This is a genomic window from Nocardiopsis sp. TRM 82005, from assembly GCF_056312425.1.
Genome location: NZ_JBWDTQ010000004.1, coordinates 112,384 through 127,474 on the forward strand (window position 1 = coordinate 112,384; position 15,091 = coordinate 127,474).

General features: G+C 70.3%; 15 protein-coding genes. 10 read left to right on the plus strand and 5 right to left on the minus strand.

All coding sequences use genetic code 11. The annotated features are described in order from the left end of the window. Positions 1 to 53: 53 nt before the first annotated feature. Together AC0T5L_RS01835 and AC0T5L_RS01840 are read right to left on the minus strand one after the other, a co-directional pair. On the minus strand, positions 54 to 509 hold the full coding sequence (locus tag AC0T5L_RS01835) for a MarR family winged helix-turn-helix transcriptional regulator (RefSeq protein WP_476163558.1): 456 nt from the start codon (positions 507 to 509) through the stop codon (positions 54 to 56). A 2-nt stretch (positions 510 to 511) separates the two neighbouring features. Next, positions 512 to 1,144: a DJ-1/PfpI family protein gene (locus AC0T5L_RS01840; RefSeq protein ID WP_476163559.1), complete on the minus strand. Its 633-nt coding sequence runs from the start codon at positions 1,142 to 1,144 to the stop codon at positions 512 to 514. A gap of 477 nt (positions 1,145 to 1,621) precedes the next feature. On the opposite strand from AC0T5L_RS01840, the gene AC0T5L_RS01845 reads away from it, so the two are divergent. Then, the gene (locus AC0T5L_RS01845) at positions 1,622 to 2,998 is read left to right on the plus strand and encodes a GntP family permease (protein ID WP_476163560.1); all 1,377 of its coding nucleotides are present in this window, start codon (positions 1,622 to 1,624) and stop codon (positions 2,996 to 2,998) included. 32 nt (positions 2,999 to 3,030) lie between these two features. Here AC0T5L_RS01845 and AC0T5L_RS01850 read toward each other — a convergent pair whose 3' ends face one another. Continuing rightward, a complete protein-coding gene (locus tag AC0T5L_RS01850; RefSeq protein WP_476163561.1) occupies positions 3,031 to 3,759 on the minus strand; it encodes a FadR/GntR family transcriptional regulator in 729 nt (242 codons plus the stop codon). A gap of 129 nt (positions 3,760 to 3,888) precedes the next feature. Here AC0T5L_RS01850 and AC0T5L_RS01855 point away from each other — a divergent pair, with 129 nt between their 5' ends. Continuing rightward, positions 3,889 to 4,419, plus strand: coding sequence for a gluconokinase (locus tag AC0T5L_RS01855; RefSeq protein WP_476163562.1), 531 nt, complete (start codon positions 3,889 to 3,891; stop codon positions 4,417 to 4,419). Between the two features lie 89 nt (positions 4,420 to 4,508). Then, positions 4,509 to 5,036: a hypothetical protein gene (locus AC0T5L_RS01860; protein ID WP_476163563.1), complete on the plus strand. Its 528-nt coding sequence runs from the start codon at positions 4,509 to 4,511 to the stop codon at positions 5,034 to 5,036. Positions 5,037 to 5,130: 94 nt separating this feature from the next. Here the strand turns inward: AC0T5L_RS01860 and AC0T5L_RS01865 are convergent, their stop codons facing one another. Continuing rightward, on the minus strand, positions 5,131 to 5,571 hold the full coding sequence (locus AC0T5L_RS01865; protein ID WP_476163564.1) for a hypothetical protein: 441 nt from the start codon (positions 5,569 to 5,571) through the stop codon (positions 5,131 to 5,133). A gap of 341 nt (positions 5,572 to 5,912) precedes the next feature. Here AC0T5L_RS01865 and AC0T5L_RS01870 point away from each other — a divergent pair, with 341 nt between their 5' ends. The 7 genes from AC0T5L_RS01870 (at position 5,913) to AC0T5L_RS01900 (ending at position 14,115) form a co-directional block, all read left to right on the plus strand. After that, positions 5,913 to 7,580, plus strand: coding sequence for an ABC transporter substrate-binding protein (locus tag AC0T5L_RS01870; RefSeq protein WP_476163565.1), 1,668 nt, complete (start codon positions 5,913 to 5,915; stop codon positions 7,578 to 7,580). 238 nt (positions 7,581 to 7,818) lie between these two features. Continuing rightward, positions 7,819 to 8,823 carry an ABC transporter permease gene (locus tag AC0T5L_RS01875; RefSeq protein ID WP_476163566.1) on the plus strand — a complete coding sequence of 335 codons (1,005 nt, stop codon included), beginning with the start codon at positions 7,819 to 7,821 and terminating at the stop codon, positions 8,821 to 8,823. Further along, the gene (locus AC0T5L_RS01880) at positions 8,823 to 9,866 is read left to right on the plus strand and encodes an ABC transporter permease (protein ID WP_476163567.1); all 1,044 of its coding nucleotides are present in this window, start codon (positions 8,823 to 8,825) and stop codon (positions 9,864 to 9,866) included. The genes AC0T5L_RS01875 and AC0T5L_RS01880 overlap by 1 nt, the downstream gene beginning before the upstream one ends. Before the next feature lie 2 nt (positions 9,867 to 9,868). Continuing rightward, positions 9,869 to 10,990 carry an ABC transporter ATP-binding protein gene (locus AC0T5L_RS01885; protein ID WP_476163568.1) on the plus strand — a complete coding sequence of 374 codons (1,122 nt, stop codon included), beginning with the start codon at positions 9,869 to 9,871 and terminating at the stop codon, positions 10,988 to 10,990. Beyond that, positions 10,987 to 12,093, plus strand: coding sequence for an ABC transporter ATP-binding protein (locus AC0T5L_RS01890; protein WP_476163569.1), 1,107 nt, complete (start codon positions 10,987 to 10,989; stop codon positions 12,091 to 12,093). The genes AC0T5L_RS01885 and AC0T5L_RS01890 overlap by 4 nt, the downstream gene beginning before the upstream one ends. A gap of 255 nt (positions 12,094 to 12,348) precedes the next feature. Then, entirely contained in the window at positions 12,349 to 13,131 is a 783-nt protein-coding gene (locus tag AC0T5L_RS01895) for a hypothetical protein (RefSeq protein WP_476163570.1), read from the plus strand. A 183-nt stretch (positions 13,132 to 13,314) separates the two neighbouring features. Beyond that, a complete protein-coding gene (locus AC0T5L_RS01900; RefSeq protein WP_476163571.1) occupies positions 13,315 to 14,115 on the plus strand; it encodes an LPXTG cell wall anchor domain-containing protein in 801 nt (266 codons plus the stop codon). Between the two features lie 86 nt (positions 14,116 to 14,201). Here AC0T5L_RS01900 and AC0T5L_RS01905 read toward each other — a convergent pair whose 3' ends face one another. After that, entirely contained in the window at positions 14,202 to 15,086 is an 885-nt protein-coding gene (locus tag AC0T5L_RS01905; protein WP_476163572.1) for a 3-methyladenine DNA glycosylase, read from the minus strand. Positions 15,087 to 15,091 lie beyond the last annotated feature (5 nt).

The window sequence follows — 15,091 nt, forward strand, 5'->3', positions numbered from 1 at the left end:
GCACGGGGCGGGGGTACGGGACCGGGTACGCCACAGACGATACTGCCCGAGCCTCATCCACCCCCGATCCGGTCCATGGCCTGCGAGAGCAGGCGCAGCGACTTCAGCGCGTGCTCGGCGTCCTCCTCCCCGAGCTCGGTCACCAGGGCCTCGGCCACCCGGCTGTGGTCGGGGTCGATGCGGCGCAGGGCGGACACGCCCAGCTCGGTGGGGGTGAGCAGTTTGGCCCGGCTGTGCGCGGGGTTGGGGCGGTACTCGGCCAACCCCCGCTCCACGAGCAGATCGGCGATGCGCTGCACGCTCTGGCGGGTGGTGCCGAAGCGGCGCGCGATCGCCGACACCGGCAAGGGTTCGTCGATCACCGCGCCGAGCACCTGCCAGCGCGCCGCCGTCAGGCCGGCGTTGCGGGCCAGCTCCTCGGCCACTGACAGGAACTGGCCGTTGAGTCGAAAGACGGTGAGCGCGGCCCCGGTGAGCAGATCGGAGTGTCTGTCCTCGGACTGCGCCATCCTCAGGCCCCCTCCAGCAGTACGTGGTAGGCGTCCGGGTCGTGCTCGGCGTGCAGCCGGTACCAGGCGTCGAGGACGCGGGGCGGGTAGAGGTCCAGGGCGGCGAAGATCTCGCGGGCGAACTCCAGGGGAGCGGTGGGGCCGGCGGTGATGAGGCCGCCGTCGGCGACCGCGAGGGCCGATCGGTAGCGCCCCGTGCCGGCGTAGCCGGTGGAGAGCAGGTACTCGGGCGCGGCGCTGGTGTGGTCGCGGTAGTCGAGCAGGCCCTCGCGGGCGAGGCCGGCCGTGGCGCCGCAGATGGCGGCGACCGGTACCCCGGCGTCGAGCCAGATCCCCGCGGCCGAGGCGAAGGGGGAGAGGGACTCGGGGTCGGTGTCCCAGCCGTCGGCCCCCGGCAGGATCAGCATGGAGCTGGACGAGGGTTTGAGTTGGGGGAGGGTGATGTCCGGCAGGATGGTCAGCCCTCCGGCGGTCGTGACGGGTGCGCCGGTGAGGCCGACGGTCACCACGTCGTAGCGGTCGGGGACGCGCTGCCAGTCGCCACTGCGGACGGTGGCGATGGCGTGCCCGATCTCCCAGTCGGCGAGCTGGTCGTAGACGGCGAGGTGGATGGTCTGCCTGGTGTCTTCGATCATGACAGCATGCTGTCAAATCGACAATATACTGTCAATGGTGGGTTCCGGGCTGGTTCCGCCCGCGTGCCAGCTGCGCCCTGGGGCGGGCGAGCCCTGCCCCGGAGAGGTCAGCTTCGCAGGGTCCGGGCGTCCGTGGGGTGTTTTCGCGCCATCTCCGCCAGGTGGGGGCGCTTCGCCACGCGGCGCCTCCCCTGTCTCGGCCCCCCGGGGGCGGGGCGGGCGTCGCCCGTGCCCGCGGGCTGAAATCCGGAGCGAGGCCCCGAGTGGAGTCCTGTGGTGCACATCACCCCTCCGGTGAAAGTCGGTCACTGGCGGGTCTGTCGGTGACGCAGGTCTCGCAGGGGTAACAGAACGGAACGGGGGCGTTCACATAACCTCACAAATGGTATTACCATTCTCGGAGCCTGCCCCCAGAGCAGGTCGGGTCCGTGCCCTGGCACGGCTCAGCACCACCGCACACCGACGGAAGGCTCCAGCGTGGAGAACTTCGAACCCGTCTACGGAACGGGTCCCCTCCTCGGGATCGCTGCGGGCGCCATCGCCCTCCTGCTGTTCCTGATCATCCGCTTCAAACTGCACGCGTTCGTCGCGCTCATCCTGGTCAGTGTCCTGACCGCACTCGCGGCCGGCATCCCGGTCTCCGGGGTGGTGCCCACCCTCCTGGACGGCTTCGGCGGAACCCTGGCCAGCGTCGCCCTGCTCGTGGGCCTCGGGGTCATGATCGGCCGCCTGTTGGAGATCACCGGTGGTGCCGCCGTCCTCGCCAGCGTGCTGATCAGGGCCTTCGGTGAGAAACGGGCGCCCTTGGCACTGGGTGTGACCTCGCTGCTCTTCGGCTTCCCGATCTTCTTCGACGCCGGCCTCATCGTCATGCTGCCGATCGTCTTCAGCGTGGCCCGCCGCGTCGGCGGATCCGTGCTCATGTACGCCCTGCCCACCGCGGGCGCCTTCGCTGTCATGCACGCCTTCGTGCCCCCGCACCCCGGTCCGGTCACCGCCGCCGTCGAGATCGGCGCCGACATGGGCCTGACGCTGCTCGTCGGCCTCCTCCTGGCCATCCCCACCTGGTACATGGCCAGCTACCTGTTCGGCCTGTGGTCGGGCCGCAAGTGGGAGCTCCCGGTCCCCGAGGACATCATGTCCGACGGCACCGTCAAGCACGAGAACCCCCCGCGCCTGGGTACCGTCCTGGCCATCCTCCTGCTGCCGATGCTGCTGATCTTCGCCAACACCGGCGTGACCACCCTGGTCTCCATCGGTGCCCTCCCCGGGGACGCCCTGTGGGTGGAGAGCCTCCAGCTGCTCGGCCAGACCCCGATCGCGCTGCTCATCACCGTGCTCTTCGCGATGATCGTGCTCAGCAGCGGTCGCTTCGCCCGTCAGCGGGTCGAGGAGATCGTCGGCGGCGCGCTCGGCCCGGTCTGCTCCATCATCCTCATCACCGGCGCGGGCGGCATGTTCGGCGGTGTGCTACAGGCCAGCGGCATCGGCATCGCCCTGGCCGACACCCTGGAGTCCACCGGCCTGCCGGTGATCGTGGCCGCCTTCGTCATCGCGCTCGCGCTGCGCGTCGCCCAGGGGTCGGCGACCGTCGCCCTCACCACGGCGGCCGGGCTCATCGCTCCGGCCGTGCAGAACTCCTCGGGACTGTCCTCGATCGACCTGTCCCTGATCGTCATCGCGATCGCCTCCGGTGCCACGGCCCTGTCGCACGTCAACGACTCCGGGTTCTGGCTGGTCGGCCGCTTCCTGGGTATGGATGTCAAGACCACGCTCAAGACCTGGACCGTCATGGAGACCCTGATCGGCTTCATCGGGTTCGGGCTCGCGTTCGGTTTCAGCCTGGTGCTGTGACACGAGGGGCGGGCGGTGTGCCGCCCGCCCCCTCAGGACGCGGGCTCCTCGCTCCGCTCACCGCTCGGATCGTCCTCCAGGGCGACGGCCACCTCGGTGACGATGGAGCGCATCGCGGCCTCGGCGACGTCGGGGAGGCCGTCCCGGATGGCCTGGGCCACGGCCTTGTGCAGCCGCAGCGCCTCAGGGCGCGGGTTGCGCGGCATCAGGTGGTAGGAGGTCCGTCCGACCAGGACCTCCGCCACCACCTGGGCCAGGCCGACGAACATCTCGTTGCCGGACAGCTCTAGGATGCGACGGTGGAAGGTGATGTCCAGTTCCAGGAATGTCTCCAGATCACCGGCGCGGCCGGTGCGCACCATCTGGTCGGCGACCACCACCAGCTGGGCCCGCTCCTCGGTGCCGCCGCGCTCCGCGGCGAGGGCCGCGGCACCGGGCTCCACGGCGGCGCGCAGCTCGTTGAGTGAGCGCAGCTGCTCCATCCGCCGGGGGCCGGCCAGGCGCCAGCGGATCAGCTGGGGATCGAAGACGCTCCAGTCCCTGCGCGGGCGCACGCGGATACCGGTACGGGGGCGGCTGACCACCAGCCGCATGGATTCCAGGACGCGGACGGCCTCGCGCGCGACGGTCCGGGAGACGCCGAAGTCCTGTTCGAGACCCTGGAGGGTGAAGGTGTGACCGGTCGCGTACTCGTCTGCGGCGATGGCGGGGCCGAGCACCGCCAGCACCCGGTTGTGCAGCGTGCGGTGGTCAGTGCCCATCGTTCTCCTCGCGCTCCTGGGCCGGCTGCGTCCGGCCGGGGGTCGGGCTGAAGCTTAGTCGGATTGATTGATATCACTATTAATGGTGGCGCTTGCGGTCGCGCAGGGGCACCACGACACGGAGAAACCATGCACTTTGTCTTCATGGGCGTCTCGGGCAGCGGCAAGACCACCGTCGCCGAGAGTGTGGCCAAGCAGCTCGGGCTTCCCTTCGCGGAGGCCGACGACTTCCATCCACAGGACAACATCGAGAAGATGGCGGCGGGAATCCCTCTGACCGACCACGACCGGTGGCCGTGGCTGCGCAAGCTGGCCGGGTGGATCGCCGAGCACGACGCCCTCGGCGAATCCACGGTCATGGCGTGTTCCGCCCTCAAACGCAACTACCGGGACGTCCTGCGCCAGGGCGCGCCCGGGGTGTACTTCCTGCACATGGACGGCGGCCCCGAAGTGATCTGGGAGCGGATCGACGCCCGCCAGGACCATTTCATGCCGCCCGCGCTGTTGCAGTCGCAGTTCGACGCCCTCGAACCGCTCGGTTCCGACGAACCGGGCCGGGAGTTCGACATCCGCGGCGACATCGAGACGCTCACCGGGCAGGCCCTGGAGTACGTGGAGCGACGGATACGGTCGGCGCGGGTCCCGAGCACCGGGGACTGAGCGCCCGGGCACGTCACCGTCAGATCACCATTCGCACGCGGGTTCGCGGAAACTTGCACGGGCACGTCCGGCGCGCAACCCTGTTCGGCATGCAAGATTCCGTTTCGTCCCCCGCGCAGCCTGTCACACGGCCCGCTGCGCCGTCCGCCGCGCGGTCCGCGTCCCGGTTCCTCGGCTCGGCCCGGGCCTTCACGGCGGACCTCGTCGCGGTGCGCCGACCCGGTGTGAGGCCCCCGACGGACGTGCGGCAGACCTGTGCCGCGATGTTCGCCGTGGTACCCGTCTACGGCCTGCTCGCCTACCTGGCCTGGGTCCGACTGTCCTCCGGCCTGCCTGAGGGCTTCACGAACGACCTGCGGGCACTGATGGCCGTCGCGGTCCTGCTGGGCGTCGCCCTCGCGGTCCTGGCCGTTCCGGTGCGCCGCGGCGGCCGCGTCCTGTGGCGCACCGCCCAGTCCGGAGCCGTGGTCGCGCTGGGCTTCGCGCTGTTCGCGCTGCACATGGCCGCGCGGCTGGCGGACACCCCGCTGCTGGTGGCCGGACTCCTCGTGGCGGCCGCCGCCATCGTCGTGAACATCGCGCTGTGGAGCACCGAGGTCCGCCGCTGGTGCGGCTGACAGCGCCGCGTCGGCGCCTCCAGGATCCGTTTCGGCGCCCCACAGCACTGGTACGGGGGCCGCCGCCTTCATCGCGGGGCTGTGGGGCCGGGGATCAGAGGACGCGTTCCGCGCCGTCCCCCGGCCCCCGTCCCGGCTGGTCCTCCTCGCCGTCGGCCATGGCGTGCAACCGGGCCAGGCACTCGCTGCCGTCCTCCCCGTGGCGGCTGAGGTAGACCTCGCGGGCCTCGTCGGCGATGTCGGCGGACTCTTCCTCGAACCCGTAGTCGGCAAGGTCGTCCAGCAGGTCCAGGGACCGGTCCAGGGCGTCGTCGCCGGAGTCCTCGGCGGACTCCCGCGGCACATGCTCCGCGACGCCGGTGAGGACGGCGGCGCGCGCCTCGTCCACGGCGCTCTCGGCTCCGGCCGCGGCGGTCAGCCGGGTCCGGGTGATGGGGTCCTCGTCGGCGACCAGCATGAGCTGTTCGGCCAGCCAGGCGGATTCCTGGCCTTCGAGGAACGCGGCCAGCGCCGCGTCGTCAAGGGGTGTGGTCATCCGCAGATCATAGGCCGGACGATCCCTTCCGGCGACATCGGATCCGGAGCATCCAAAACGGACACTGCGCCAGAAACGTTTATTCATCCTATGATCGGATAAAACGCCGCGCTATTGTCCGGAGTGCTGCGTGTAAGGCAACGGGGGTGTCGTCCGAGAGGATTCCGTGGTAAGGCCACCTCGTTTGACATGCCGTAAGAAAAAAAGCACCTATGGATCGCGGCACAGATATGAAACGGTTGTATTAATACCCAGTTGTCTATCTTCACAGTCGCTCGCGATGAGGTCTAGGGTCCACTCAATCGTTCCAGGGCCCGACCGGCCCCACATTGAGGTGGACCATGTTCGCGAAGTCTTCCCGAAAGCCGCTGGCCCTCCTGGCCTCGGCGGCGGCGCTCACGCTTGTGGCCACAGCGTGCGCAGAGAGCACCCGAGACGACGGCGGTACCGGCGATTCGGAGCCGTTCGTCTTCGCCTCCGCAGGTGACATCAAGACCCTCGATCCCTTCCTCACCAGTGACGGTGAGACCTTCCGGTACAGCCGACAGGTCTTCGAGACCCTCCTGGAGCACGAGTCGGGCGGAACCGAGATCGTCGGCGGGCTGGCGGAGGAGTGGGAGCAGTCCGAGGACGGTACCGAGTGGACCTTCCAGCTGCGTGAGGGCGTGACGTTCCACGACGGTGACGAGCTCGACGCCGAAGCGGTCTGCGCCAACTTCGACCGCTGGTACAACCTCTCAGGCGGTTACCAGAGCTCGAACAACTCCTATTACTGGCAGTCGATCTTCGGCGGTTTCGCGGAGAACGAGAACGACGACCTCCCCGAGCCCCGCTTCGTCTCCTGTGAGAGCCCGGACGAACTGACCGCGGTCATCACGATCGACGAGTACTCCTCGATCTTCCCGGGCGGTTTCAGCCTCGCCTCGTTCGGCATCATGAGCCCCAGCACCCTGGAGGCCGTCGCCGACCAGGAGATCACCGGGGAGGAGGGCAACTACTCCCTCCCCGAGTACAGCCAGGAAGCCGGAACGGTCGCGGGCACCGGCCCCTTCACCGTCGGGGAGTGGGACCACGACCAGGCCGAGGTGACCCTCGACCGCTTCGACGACTACTGGGGCGACCCCGCGGGCTTCGAGACGATGATCCTGCGCGCCATCCCCGACGAGACCGCCCGCCGCCAGGCTCTGGAGGCCGGTGACATCCACGGCTACGACCTGGTCGCGCCCGCCGACGTGGACCCGCTGACCGAGGCCGATTTCCAGGTACCCACCCGCGACGTGTTCAACGTCCTGTACATGGCCTACCAGCAGGAGGCTGAGGAGGCCCTCGCGGACCTGGAGGTCCGCCAGGCCCTCGCGCACGCCGTGGACCGCCAGCGCATCGTCGACACGATCCTCCCCGAGGGCGGCGAGGTCGCGACGCAGTTCCATCCGGACACCCTCGACGGCTGGTCCCCGGACGTGCAGACCTACGAGTACGACCCCGACCTGGCCGAGGAGATGCTGGCCGACGCCGGCCAGGAGGACCTGACCCTGGAGTTCTGCTACCCGACCGACGTCACCCGCCCCTACATGCCCGCGCCGCGCGACATCTTCGACGTCATCGCCGCGGACCTGGCAGCGGTCGGCGTCACCGCGGAGCCGGTCACCTACGAGTGGACCGAGTACATCCCGAAGACCAACTCCGGTGAGTGCCCGCTGTACCTGCTCGGCTGGACCGGCGACTACAACGACGCCTACAACTTCATCGGCACCTGGTTCTCCGGGTACAACGGCGAGTTCGGCTTCCGCGACGAGGACCTGTTCTCGGCCATGGAGGAGGCGAGCACCAACCCGAACGAGGAGGAGCGGCTCGCCGCCTACCAGGACCTGAACAACCAGATCATGGACATCCTGCCGGGGCTGCCCATCTCCAGCTCCCCGCCGTCCATCGCCTTCGCCCCGAACGTCAACCCGCCCAACGTCAGTGCGCTGACCCAGGAGAACTTCGCCGAGGCCTCCTGGAAGTAGTCCGACCCGCTCCCCTCCGGGGGAGGTGAGGGCCCGACCGGCCCAACGGCCGGTCGGGCCCGCGCACTGCCCGGCGCCGCGCCACCTCCCGACGGCACACCCACCGGCCGCGCCACAGGCGCGGACAGCGCGTGCCGCCCGGGCCCACACCTCACCGAGAACACGCTCGAACTCCCGCCACACCTCGGCGGGGAAGCTTCGCGTCCATCGTTCCCACCACTGACGAAAGGCGGCGAAGGTGCTGCGATTCATCGTCAGGCGTCTCCTCCAGCTGATCCCGACACTGGGCGGCCTGTCGATCCTGCTGTTCGTCTGGCTGCAACGGCTGCCGGGCGGACCGGAGTACGCCCTCCTCCCCGACGACGCGACGGCCGAACAGCGCGCCCAACTGCGGCGGTCCCTGGGCCTGGACGAACCGCTCACGGTTCAGTACCTGGCCTTCCTGCGCCGCATCCTCCAGGGCGACCTCGGTACCTCACTCAACACCGGAAGGCCGGTCACCGAGGAGTTCCTCACACGTTTTCCGGCCACGTTCGAACTGGCCGTCACCGCGATGCTGATGGCGGTCGCCGTGGGCATCCCCCTCGGCTACATCGCCGCGCGCAAGCGCGGATCCGTGCTGGACTTCGCCGCCGTCGGCGGATCCCTGCTGGGCATCTGCACGCCGGTGTTCTTCCTCGCCTTCATCCTGAAGGTGGTCTTCGCAGAGAACCTCGGCCTGTTCCCCTCGGCCTTTCGGCTCTCACCCGGCACGCACCGCACCGACCTCAGCGGCTTCGTCGTCCTCGACGGCATCAGAACCGGGGAGTTCGACGTCGTCTGGGACGCTTTGCTCCACCTGGCCCTGCCAGGGCTCGCCCTGGCCTCGATCCCCCTCGCCGTGATCGTCCGGATGACCCGTGCCAGCGTCCTGGAGGTGGTCGGCGAGGACTACGTACGCACCGCCAACGCCAAGGGCCTGCACCGCAACACCGTGCGCACCCGCCACGTGATGCGCAACGCCATGCTCCCCGTGGTGACCGCCGTAGGACTGCTCACCGGAAGCCTGTTCGCCGGGGCGGTGCTCACCGAGAGCGTCTTCGCCTTCCCCGGCATCGGCTCGTTCATCTATGCCGCCACCCAGGGGCGCGACTACCCGGTGCTCACCGGGTTCATCCTGCTCATCGCCACCATGTACGTGTTCATCAACCTGCTGGTGGACGTCTCCTACAGCCTCCTCGACCCGAGAGTGCGGGCCCAGTGATGCCAACGACACCGAGCTCCCAGAACCGGTCCGGGACCGCGGGCGGCCAAGAGCGCACGGACGCGTCGGAGGAGGGCACGCCCCTCCTCGGGCGCAAGGCGGCCAGGGTCGACCGGCTCGCCGAACTCATGGGCGACAGGGAGGAGGGCGACCACGGCGCCGGGGTCTGGCGTACCGCGCTCGCCCGTATGCGCCGCAGCCCCATGGCCATCACCGGGGCCGTCATCGTCGCGGTGTTCCTGTTCGTGGCGTTGTTCTCCCCGGTCATCGCCCCCTACAGCCCCACGTCCCAGGCCTGGGGCGCGGAGGTCTTCCCCAACCGCAACGTGTTCGTCGGCCCGCGCGCCGAGAACTGGATCGGCCTGGACAACCTCGGCCGCGACCAGTTCTCCCGCATGGTGATCGGAGCCCGGCAGACCCTCCTGGTCGGTGTGGTCGCCACCCTGGTCGGATTCGGCCTCGGCGCGCTGCTCGGCGGCTCGGCCGGTGCGGCTTCGGTCCTGGGCGGGCGCTGGGGGCGCCAGGTCGACAACGTCGTCATGCGCGTCATCGACATGATGCTGGCGCTGCCCACCCTGCTGCTCGCGGTCACCATCGCCGCCCTCGTCGGGCCCAGCCTCACCACGGTCATGATCGCGGTCGGCGTCGCCCAGATCCCGATCTTCGCCCGCCTCCTGCGCGGGGCGATGCTCTCCCAGGGCAACCGCGACTACGTGCTGGCCGCCCGGGCCCTGGGCGTGCGCAAGCGCAAGATCGCGCTCGTGCACATCCTGCCGAACTCGCTCGGCCCGGTGATCGTGCAGTCCACGCTCACCCTGGCCACCGCCATCATCGACGCCGCGGCCCTGTCCTACCTGGGACTGGGCAATCCGGACCCGGCCTTCCCCGAGTGGGGGACCATGCTCGCCGACGCCCAGAGGTTCCTGTCCAGCGCACCGCAGCTGGCCGTGTACCCGGCGCTGGCCATCATCGTCACCGCCCTGGGCTTCACCCTGCTGGGTGAGGCGATGCGGGAAGCGCTCGACCCCAAGCTGAGGAAGTGACCATGAGTTCCAGCACGCCGCTGCTGGCGGTGGACGAGCTGTCCGTGGCGTTTCGCGGACGCGGCACCGACGAGGTGCGGGCCGTGGACGGGGTGTCCTTCACCCTGGAGGAGGGGAGGGTGACCGGCCTGGTCGGTGAGTCCGGCTGCGGCAAGAGCGTCACCTCGCTCGCCCTCATGGGCCTGCTCCCCGACCGGGGGGTGGAGATCGGCGGCAGTGCCGTCATGCGGTCGCCCGACGGCCCGGTCGATCTGCTGAAGCTGTCGCAGAAGCGCATGCGCGACCTGCGCGGATCACAGATGGCGATGATCTTCCAGGACCCGCTCAGCTCCCTCAACCCCGTGGTGCCCATCGGCCGCCAGGTCACCGAGATCCTCCGACGGCACCGGGGCCTGCGCGGAAGGGTCGCGGACAAGGAGGCCGCGGAGTTGCTGCACCGGGTGGGGATCCCCGACCCCGAACGGCGGTTGCGCGAGTACCCGCACCAGTTGTCGGGCGGTATGCGCCAGCGTGCGCTCATCGCCATGGCGGTGGCCTGCCGTCCCCGGGTGATGATCGCCGACGAGCCCACCACGGCCCTGGACGTCACCATCCAGGCCCAGATCCTGGAACTGCTCAGGGACCTGGTCACGGAGGAGGGCACCGCCCTGCTGATGATCACCCACGACCTGGGCGTGGTCGCCGGTCTGTGCGACGACATCAACGTCCTGTACGCGGGCCGGGCGGTGGAGAAGGCACCGCGTGCTCCGCTGTTCGCCGACCCCACCCATCCCTACACGGTCGGCCTGCTGGGCTCCATCCCCAGGCTGGACGCTCCGCGCGGTGAGCCGCTCGCCCCCATCCGGGGGTCGATCAACGACAACATCGCCTGGTCGCAGGGGTGCGCGTTCGCGCCCCGCTGCGACCACTACACGATGGAGTGCCTGCACGGCCCACCCGAGCTGGTGGCGGCCGGCACCGCCGCCGGGGCCGAGGACCGCGGCGCGGGCGCCGGTTCCGGCGAGAAGGCCGGTGCCGAACACGTGCACCGGTGCGTTAACCCCCTCCGCCCCGCGGAGACGGCGGACCAGTCCGCGCTGGAGGGCCCGGCCACGGTCGGCGAAGACGAGGAGGCGCAGGGATGAGCCTGTTGCGGATCAACGACCTCAAGGTGCACTTCCCCCTCCGGAAGGGCGTGCTCTTCGACCGCACCATCGGCCACGTGCGTGCGGTCGACGGTGTGAGTCTGGAGATCCAGCGGGGACAGACCTACGGCCTGGTGGGGGAGTCCGGCTGCGGCAAGACCACCCTGGGTCGGGCGGTACTGCGGCTGGTGGACATCACCGAGGGCGAGGTGCTCTTCGACGACCGGAACCTGGCCGGGCTGAACGACGAGTCGATGCGCCGCGAACGCAAGCATCTACAGATGGTGTTCCAGGACCCGCTGGGCAGCCTCAACCCCCGGCAGAACATCGGGTCCATCCTCCTGGAGGGGTTGCAGACCCACGGGATCGGCGGACCCGCCGAGGGTGAGGGGCCGCCGGAGGGCAGGGAGCGGCGCGCCCTGGTGCTGGAGGACCAGCGCAGGCGTGTGGTCGACGCCCTGGAGAGGGTGGGCCTGTCGGCGAAGGCGCTCACCCGCTATCCGCACGAGTTCTCCGGAGGGCAGCGTCAGCGCATCGGCATCGCCCGCGCGCTGGTACTGGAGCCGGACCTGATCATCTGCGACGAGCCGGTGTCGGCGCTGGACGTGTCGATCCAGGCCCAGGTACTCAACCTGCTGGAGAGCCTGCAAGTCGAGCTGGGGCTGACCTACCTGGTGATCGCGCACGACCTGGCGGTGGTCCGCCACGTCAGTGACGTGGTCGGGGTGATGTATCTGGGCGCACTGGTGGAGGAGGCCTCCAGCGACGAGCTGTACGAGACGCCGATGCACCCGTACACGCGGTCGCTGATGTCGGCGGTGCCGGTTCCGAACCCGCAGGTGGAGGACACCCGTGAGCGCATCCTGCTCGCGGGCGACCTGCCCTCACCCGCCGACCCGCCACAGGGGTGCCGGTTCCACACCCGCTGCCCGTGGCGGCAGGAGGAGCGGTGCGACACCGAGCGGCCCGAGCTGCGCCTGGTCGGGGGGACCGCCGAGGGCAGTACCCACCGGGTGGCCTGCCACTACACCGAGCAGATCCTCTCCGGTGAGATCCGCCCCAACGAGGAGATGGCCGAGCGCATCGTGCACGGCACCGGCTGAGCCGACCGACGGGCGGCCGCACCCGGACCCGGGAGGCCGCCCGTCCGTACCTCCCGGGCGGGGCGCGGACGCGGGCATGACACTTGTCATTCCGAAGCCGCCGAATCCTCACGGCTGACAGGTGACAGCGGCGACTTCTGCCGGGGCGCCGTCCGCGGCAACCTGGGGACATGGCTTCCGCCGACTCATCGTCCACAGCCTCTGGCCCTCTGCCCGGGGGAGGCGGCGCCCCGCCCTCCAGCCGCACCCCGGCCGGTGTGGCCCGCGGCCCTCACCGTCGGCGCCGTCGCCCCCTTCGAGACCGCGTCGATCTTCAAGACGGTCACCGCCATGACCCCCGCCGACATGGTGGAGAACGGGGAGGCCTCCCCGGGCCGCGCACTGGCCGATGTCTTCCCCGACGCACGCTTCGCCGACCCCGAGGGCAGGTTCGGCGACTTCGCCCAGGGACTCGGCTGGGCGGCCATCGACCTGCCCGGCCACGGTCCGGTGACCGGGCACAGCGGTAGCACCCTGGGCGGAACGACCATGGGGGCCTTCGACGACGAACACGCGGTCGTGGTCCCGGCCGACTCCCGCACACTGGACTCGGCCGACCTCGGCCTCGAACTCCTCGGGGACGACGTCGGGCCCCTGCCCGGGGCCCCGGCCCGGACAACCGCGTTCGAACTGGTGACGACTCTCCTGATGGTGGTGCTTCCGCCCGTGCTGTTAATCTCCCTCATGCTGCGCCGCGGCACCCTGATCACCCGGAACCTGCTGGACCGGCTGCGGATCGTGTCCCTGTCACTGGGCTCCGTCGCCTGGCTGGCCGCCGGTCAGCGCTGGGGCGACTGGCTGGCCGTCCCGATGGTCCTGTGGGCGCTGAGCGCGGGCCTGGTGGCCGCCGGGATCACTGTCGGCGTGTGGCACTTCCGCCGGGCCCCGACCGAGGCCGGAAGGCGGCGCTGGCTGCACGTGCCGGTGTTCGTCCTGTCGGTGGTCTTCTCCCTGACCCTCGGCTCCCTGATGGTGTGGAGCCTGGCCATCGCCGCCTGACCCGACCCGCCGCCTGACCTGGCACTCGACGGAGGCGGTGGGCGCGGGTGGAAGACGGCACTTCTTTGGCGATCCGTAACCGGTGTACTGGTGCGAAGAGCGGGGAAGGAAGATAGGTTTGACTCGCGCTTTAACGTGAGCCCGCTCTGTCCCTGCGGGCATCTCTAACAACAGGAGTCCCCCTTGTCCCCCAAACCTGGTACGGGTGCGCTCAGCGCCCGTCTCCTGCTCGGTGCCTCCCTGGCCATGGGCACCGCTCTCGGCGGTGCCTCCACGGCGTTCGCCAGCCCCGGCGCTTCCGGTGACAACGGAACCGTGAAGATCCACGACCCGTCGACCCCCGACGAAGAGCACCAGAACGAGCCCAAGGTCTGCGACTTCCAGATCGCCGCCTTCAACTTCGACGCGGGCCAGGAGGTCTCCTGGCAGATCGTGCCGAAGAGCGACAAAGGCGGCTGGTCGGAGGAGCCCGAGCTGGAGGGCGCCCTCACCCTGGACGACGGCGAGGGCAGCACGGAGGTCCTCGACCTCCCCGACGGCCGCTACAAGCTCTACTGGACCTTCGAGGGCAAGAACGGCGCCCCCAAGAAGAAGGTTTTCGAGGTCGTCTGCGAGGACACCCCCGAGGGGACCAACCCCACGCCGACTCCCACGCCCACGTCCACTCCCACGCCCGGTGAGACGCCGCCTCCGGGCGACGAGGGGACCGAGTCCCCCAACCCGACCGAGTCCCCCGACCAGACCGGGTCCCCCACCCCCGACCCGACCGGTCCGGACGAGCCGACGACCGACGCCGGGGAGACCGAGTCCCCGAAGGCCGATGACGGGAGGACCCCTGACGACGACGAGGAGTCCGCTCCCAGCCTTCCCGTGACCGGCACGGCCCTGACCGCGCTGGTGGCGGCCGGAGCCGTCGCCGTCGCCGGTGGTGGCGCGGCCGTCTACCTCACCCGCAAGCGCAGGAGCGCCGGCGTGCAGGAGTAGGATCCGCGAGCCCTGAGGGGGTGGCCACGACCGTGGCCGCCCCCTTCGGCGTGTCCGGACCCCGCGTGGCGGCCCCCGTCGGTGGCTCAGGCGGCGCGTAGCGCACGGCACACGTCGAGCAGGCGCTCTCGCAGCACCGCGCCGCGCTCGGCGAAGTCCCGCTGCGCCTCCATGTACGCGGCCTTGCCCTTGGCGGTCTCGATCCGTACCGGTGCGTACCCCCACGCCGTCAGGTCGTACGGGGAGGCGCGCATGTCCAGCGTCCGGATCTCCCGTGAGAGCTCGAAGCAGTCCACCACCAGCTCCGACGGGACCGCGGGGGTGAGCTTGTACGCCCACTTGTACAGGTCCATGTTGGCGTGCAGGCACCCCGGCTGGTCCAGCTCGGCCTGCCGCTCCCGGGTCGGCTGGAGGGTGTTGCGCGGGCGCGCGGGTTCGGTGAAGAACCGGAACGCGTCGAAGTGCGAGCACTGGATCCGGTGGGACTCCACCACCCGGTCGGTGCCCTCGTGGCCCAGCCGCAGCGGCACCTGCCCGTGCCGCACGTCCTCGGCCCGGTACACCATCGCCCACTCGTGCAGTCCGAAGCAGCCCAGGTGGGCGGGGCGCGAGGCGACCGAGGACAGCAGCCGCTCCACGAAGTCCAGTACCGGTCGGGCCGCCAGGAACGCCTCGGTGTCCAGGCCCACCGCACCGCCGGGCAGCTCGGCGTAGAACCGCTCGTTCAGGCGGGCACGGGCGCCCTCGCCCAGCAGCACCGTCCCCACGCCCGGGTGCCAGCGCCGCAGCTGGGCGGGCTTGAGGTTGTAGTAGGTGAACAGGAAGTCCTCCACCGGGTGGCGCACGCCCTCCCGGCGGCGCCGCAGGTGGTCGGCGACCAGCGCGTCCACGCGGCGCTCGTGCCGCTCGGCGCGCTCGCGCCACAGCGCCCCGGCGAGGGCGGTCGGTGCCTGAGTGCTCGTTCCCGTCACGGCCC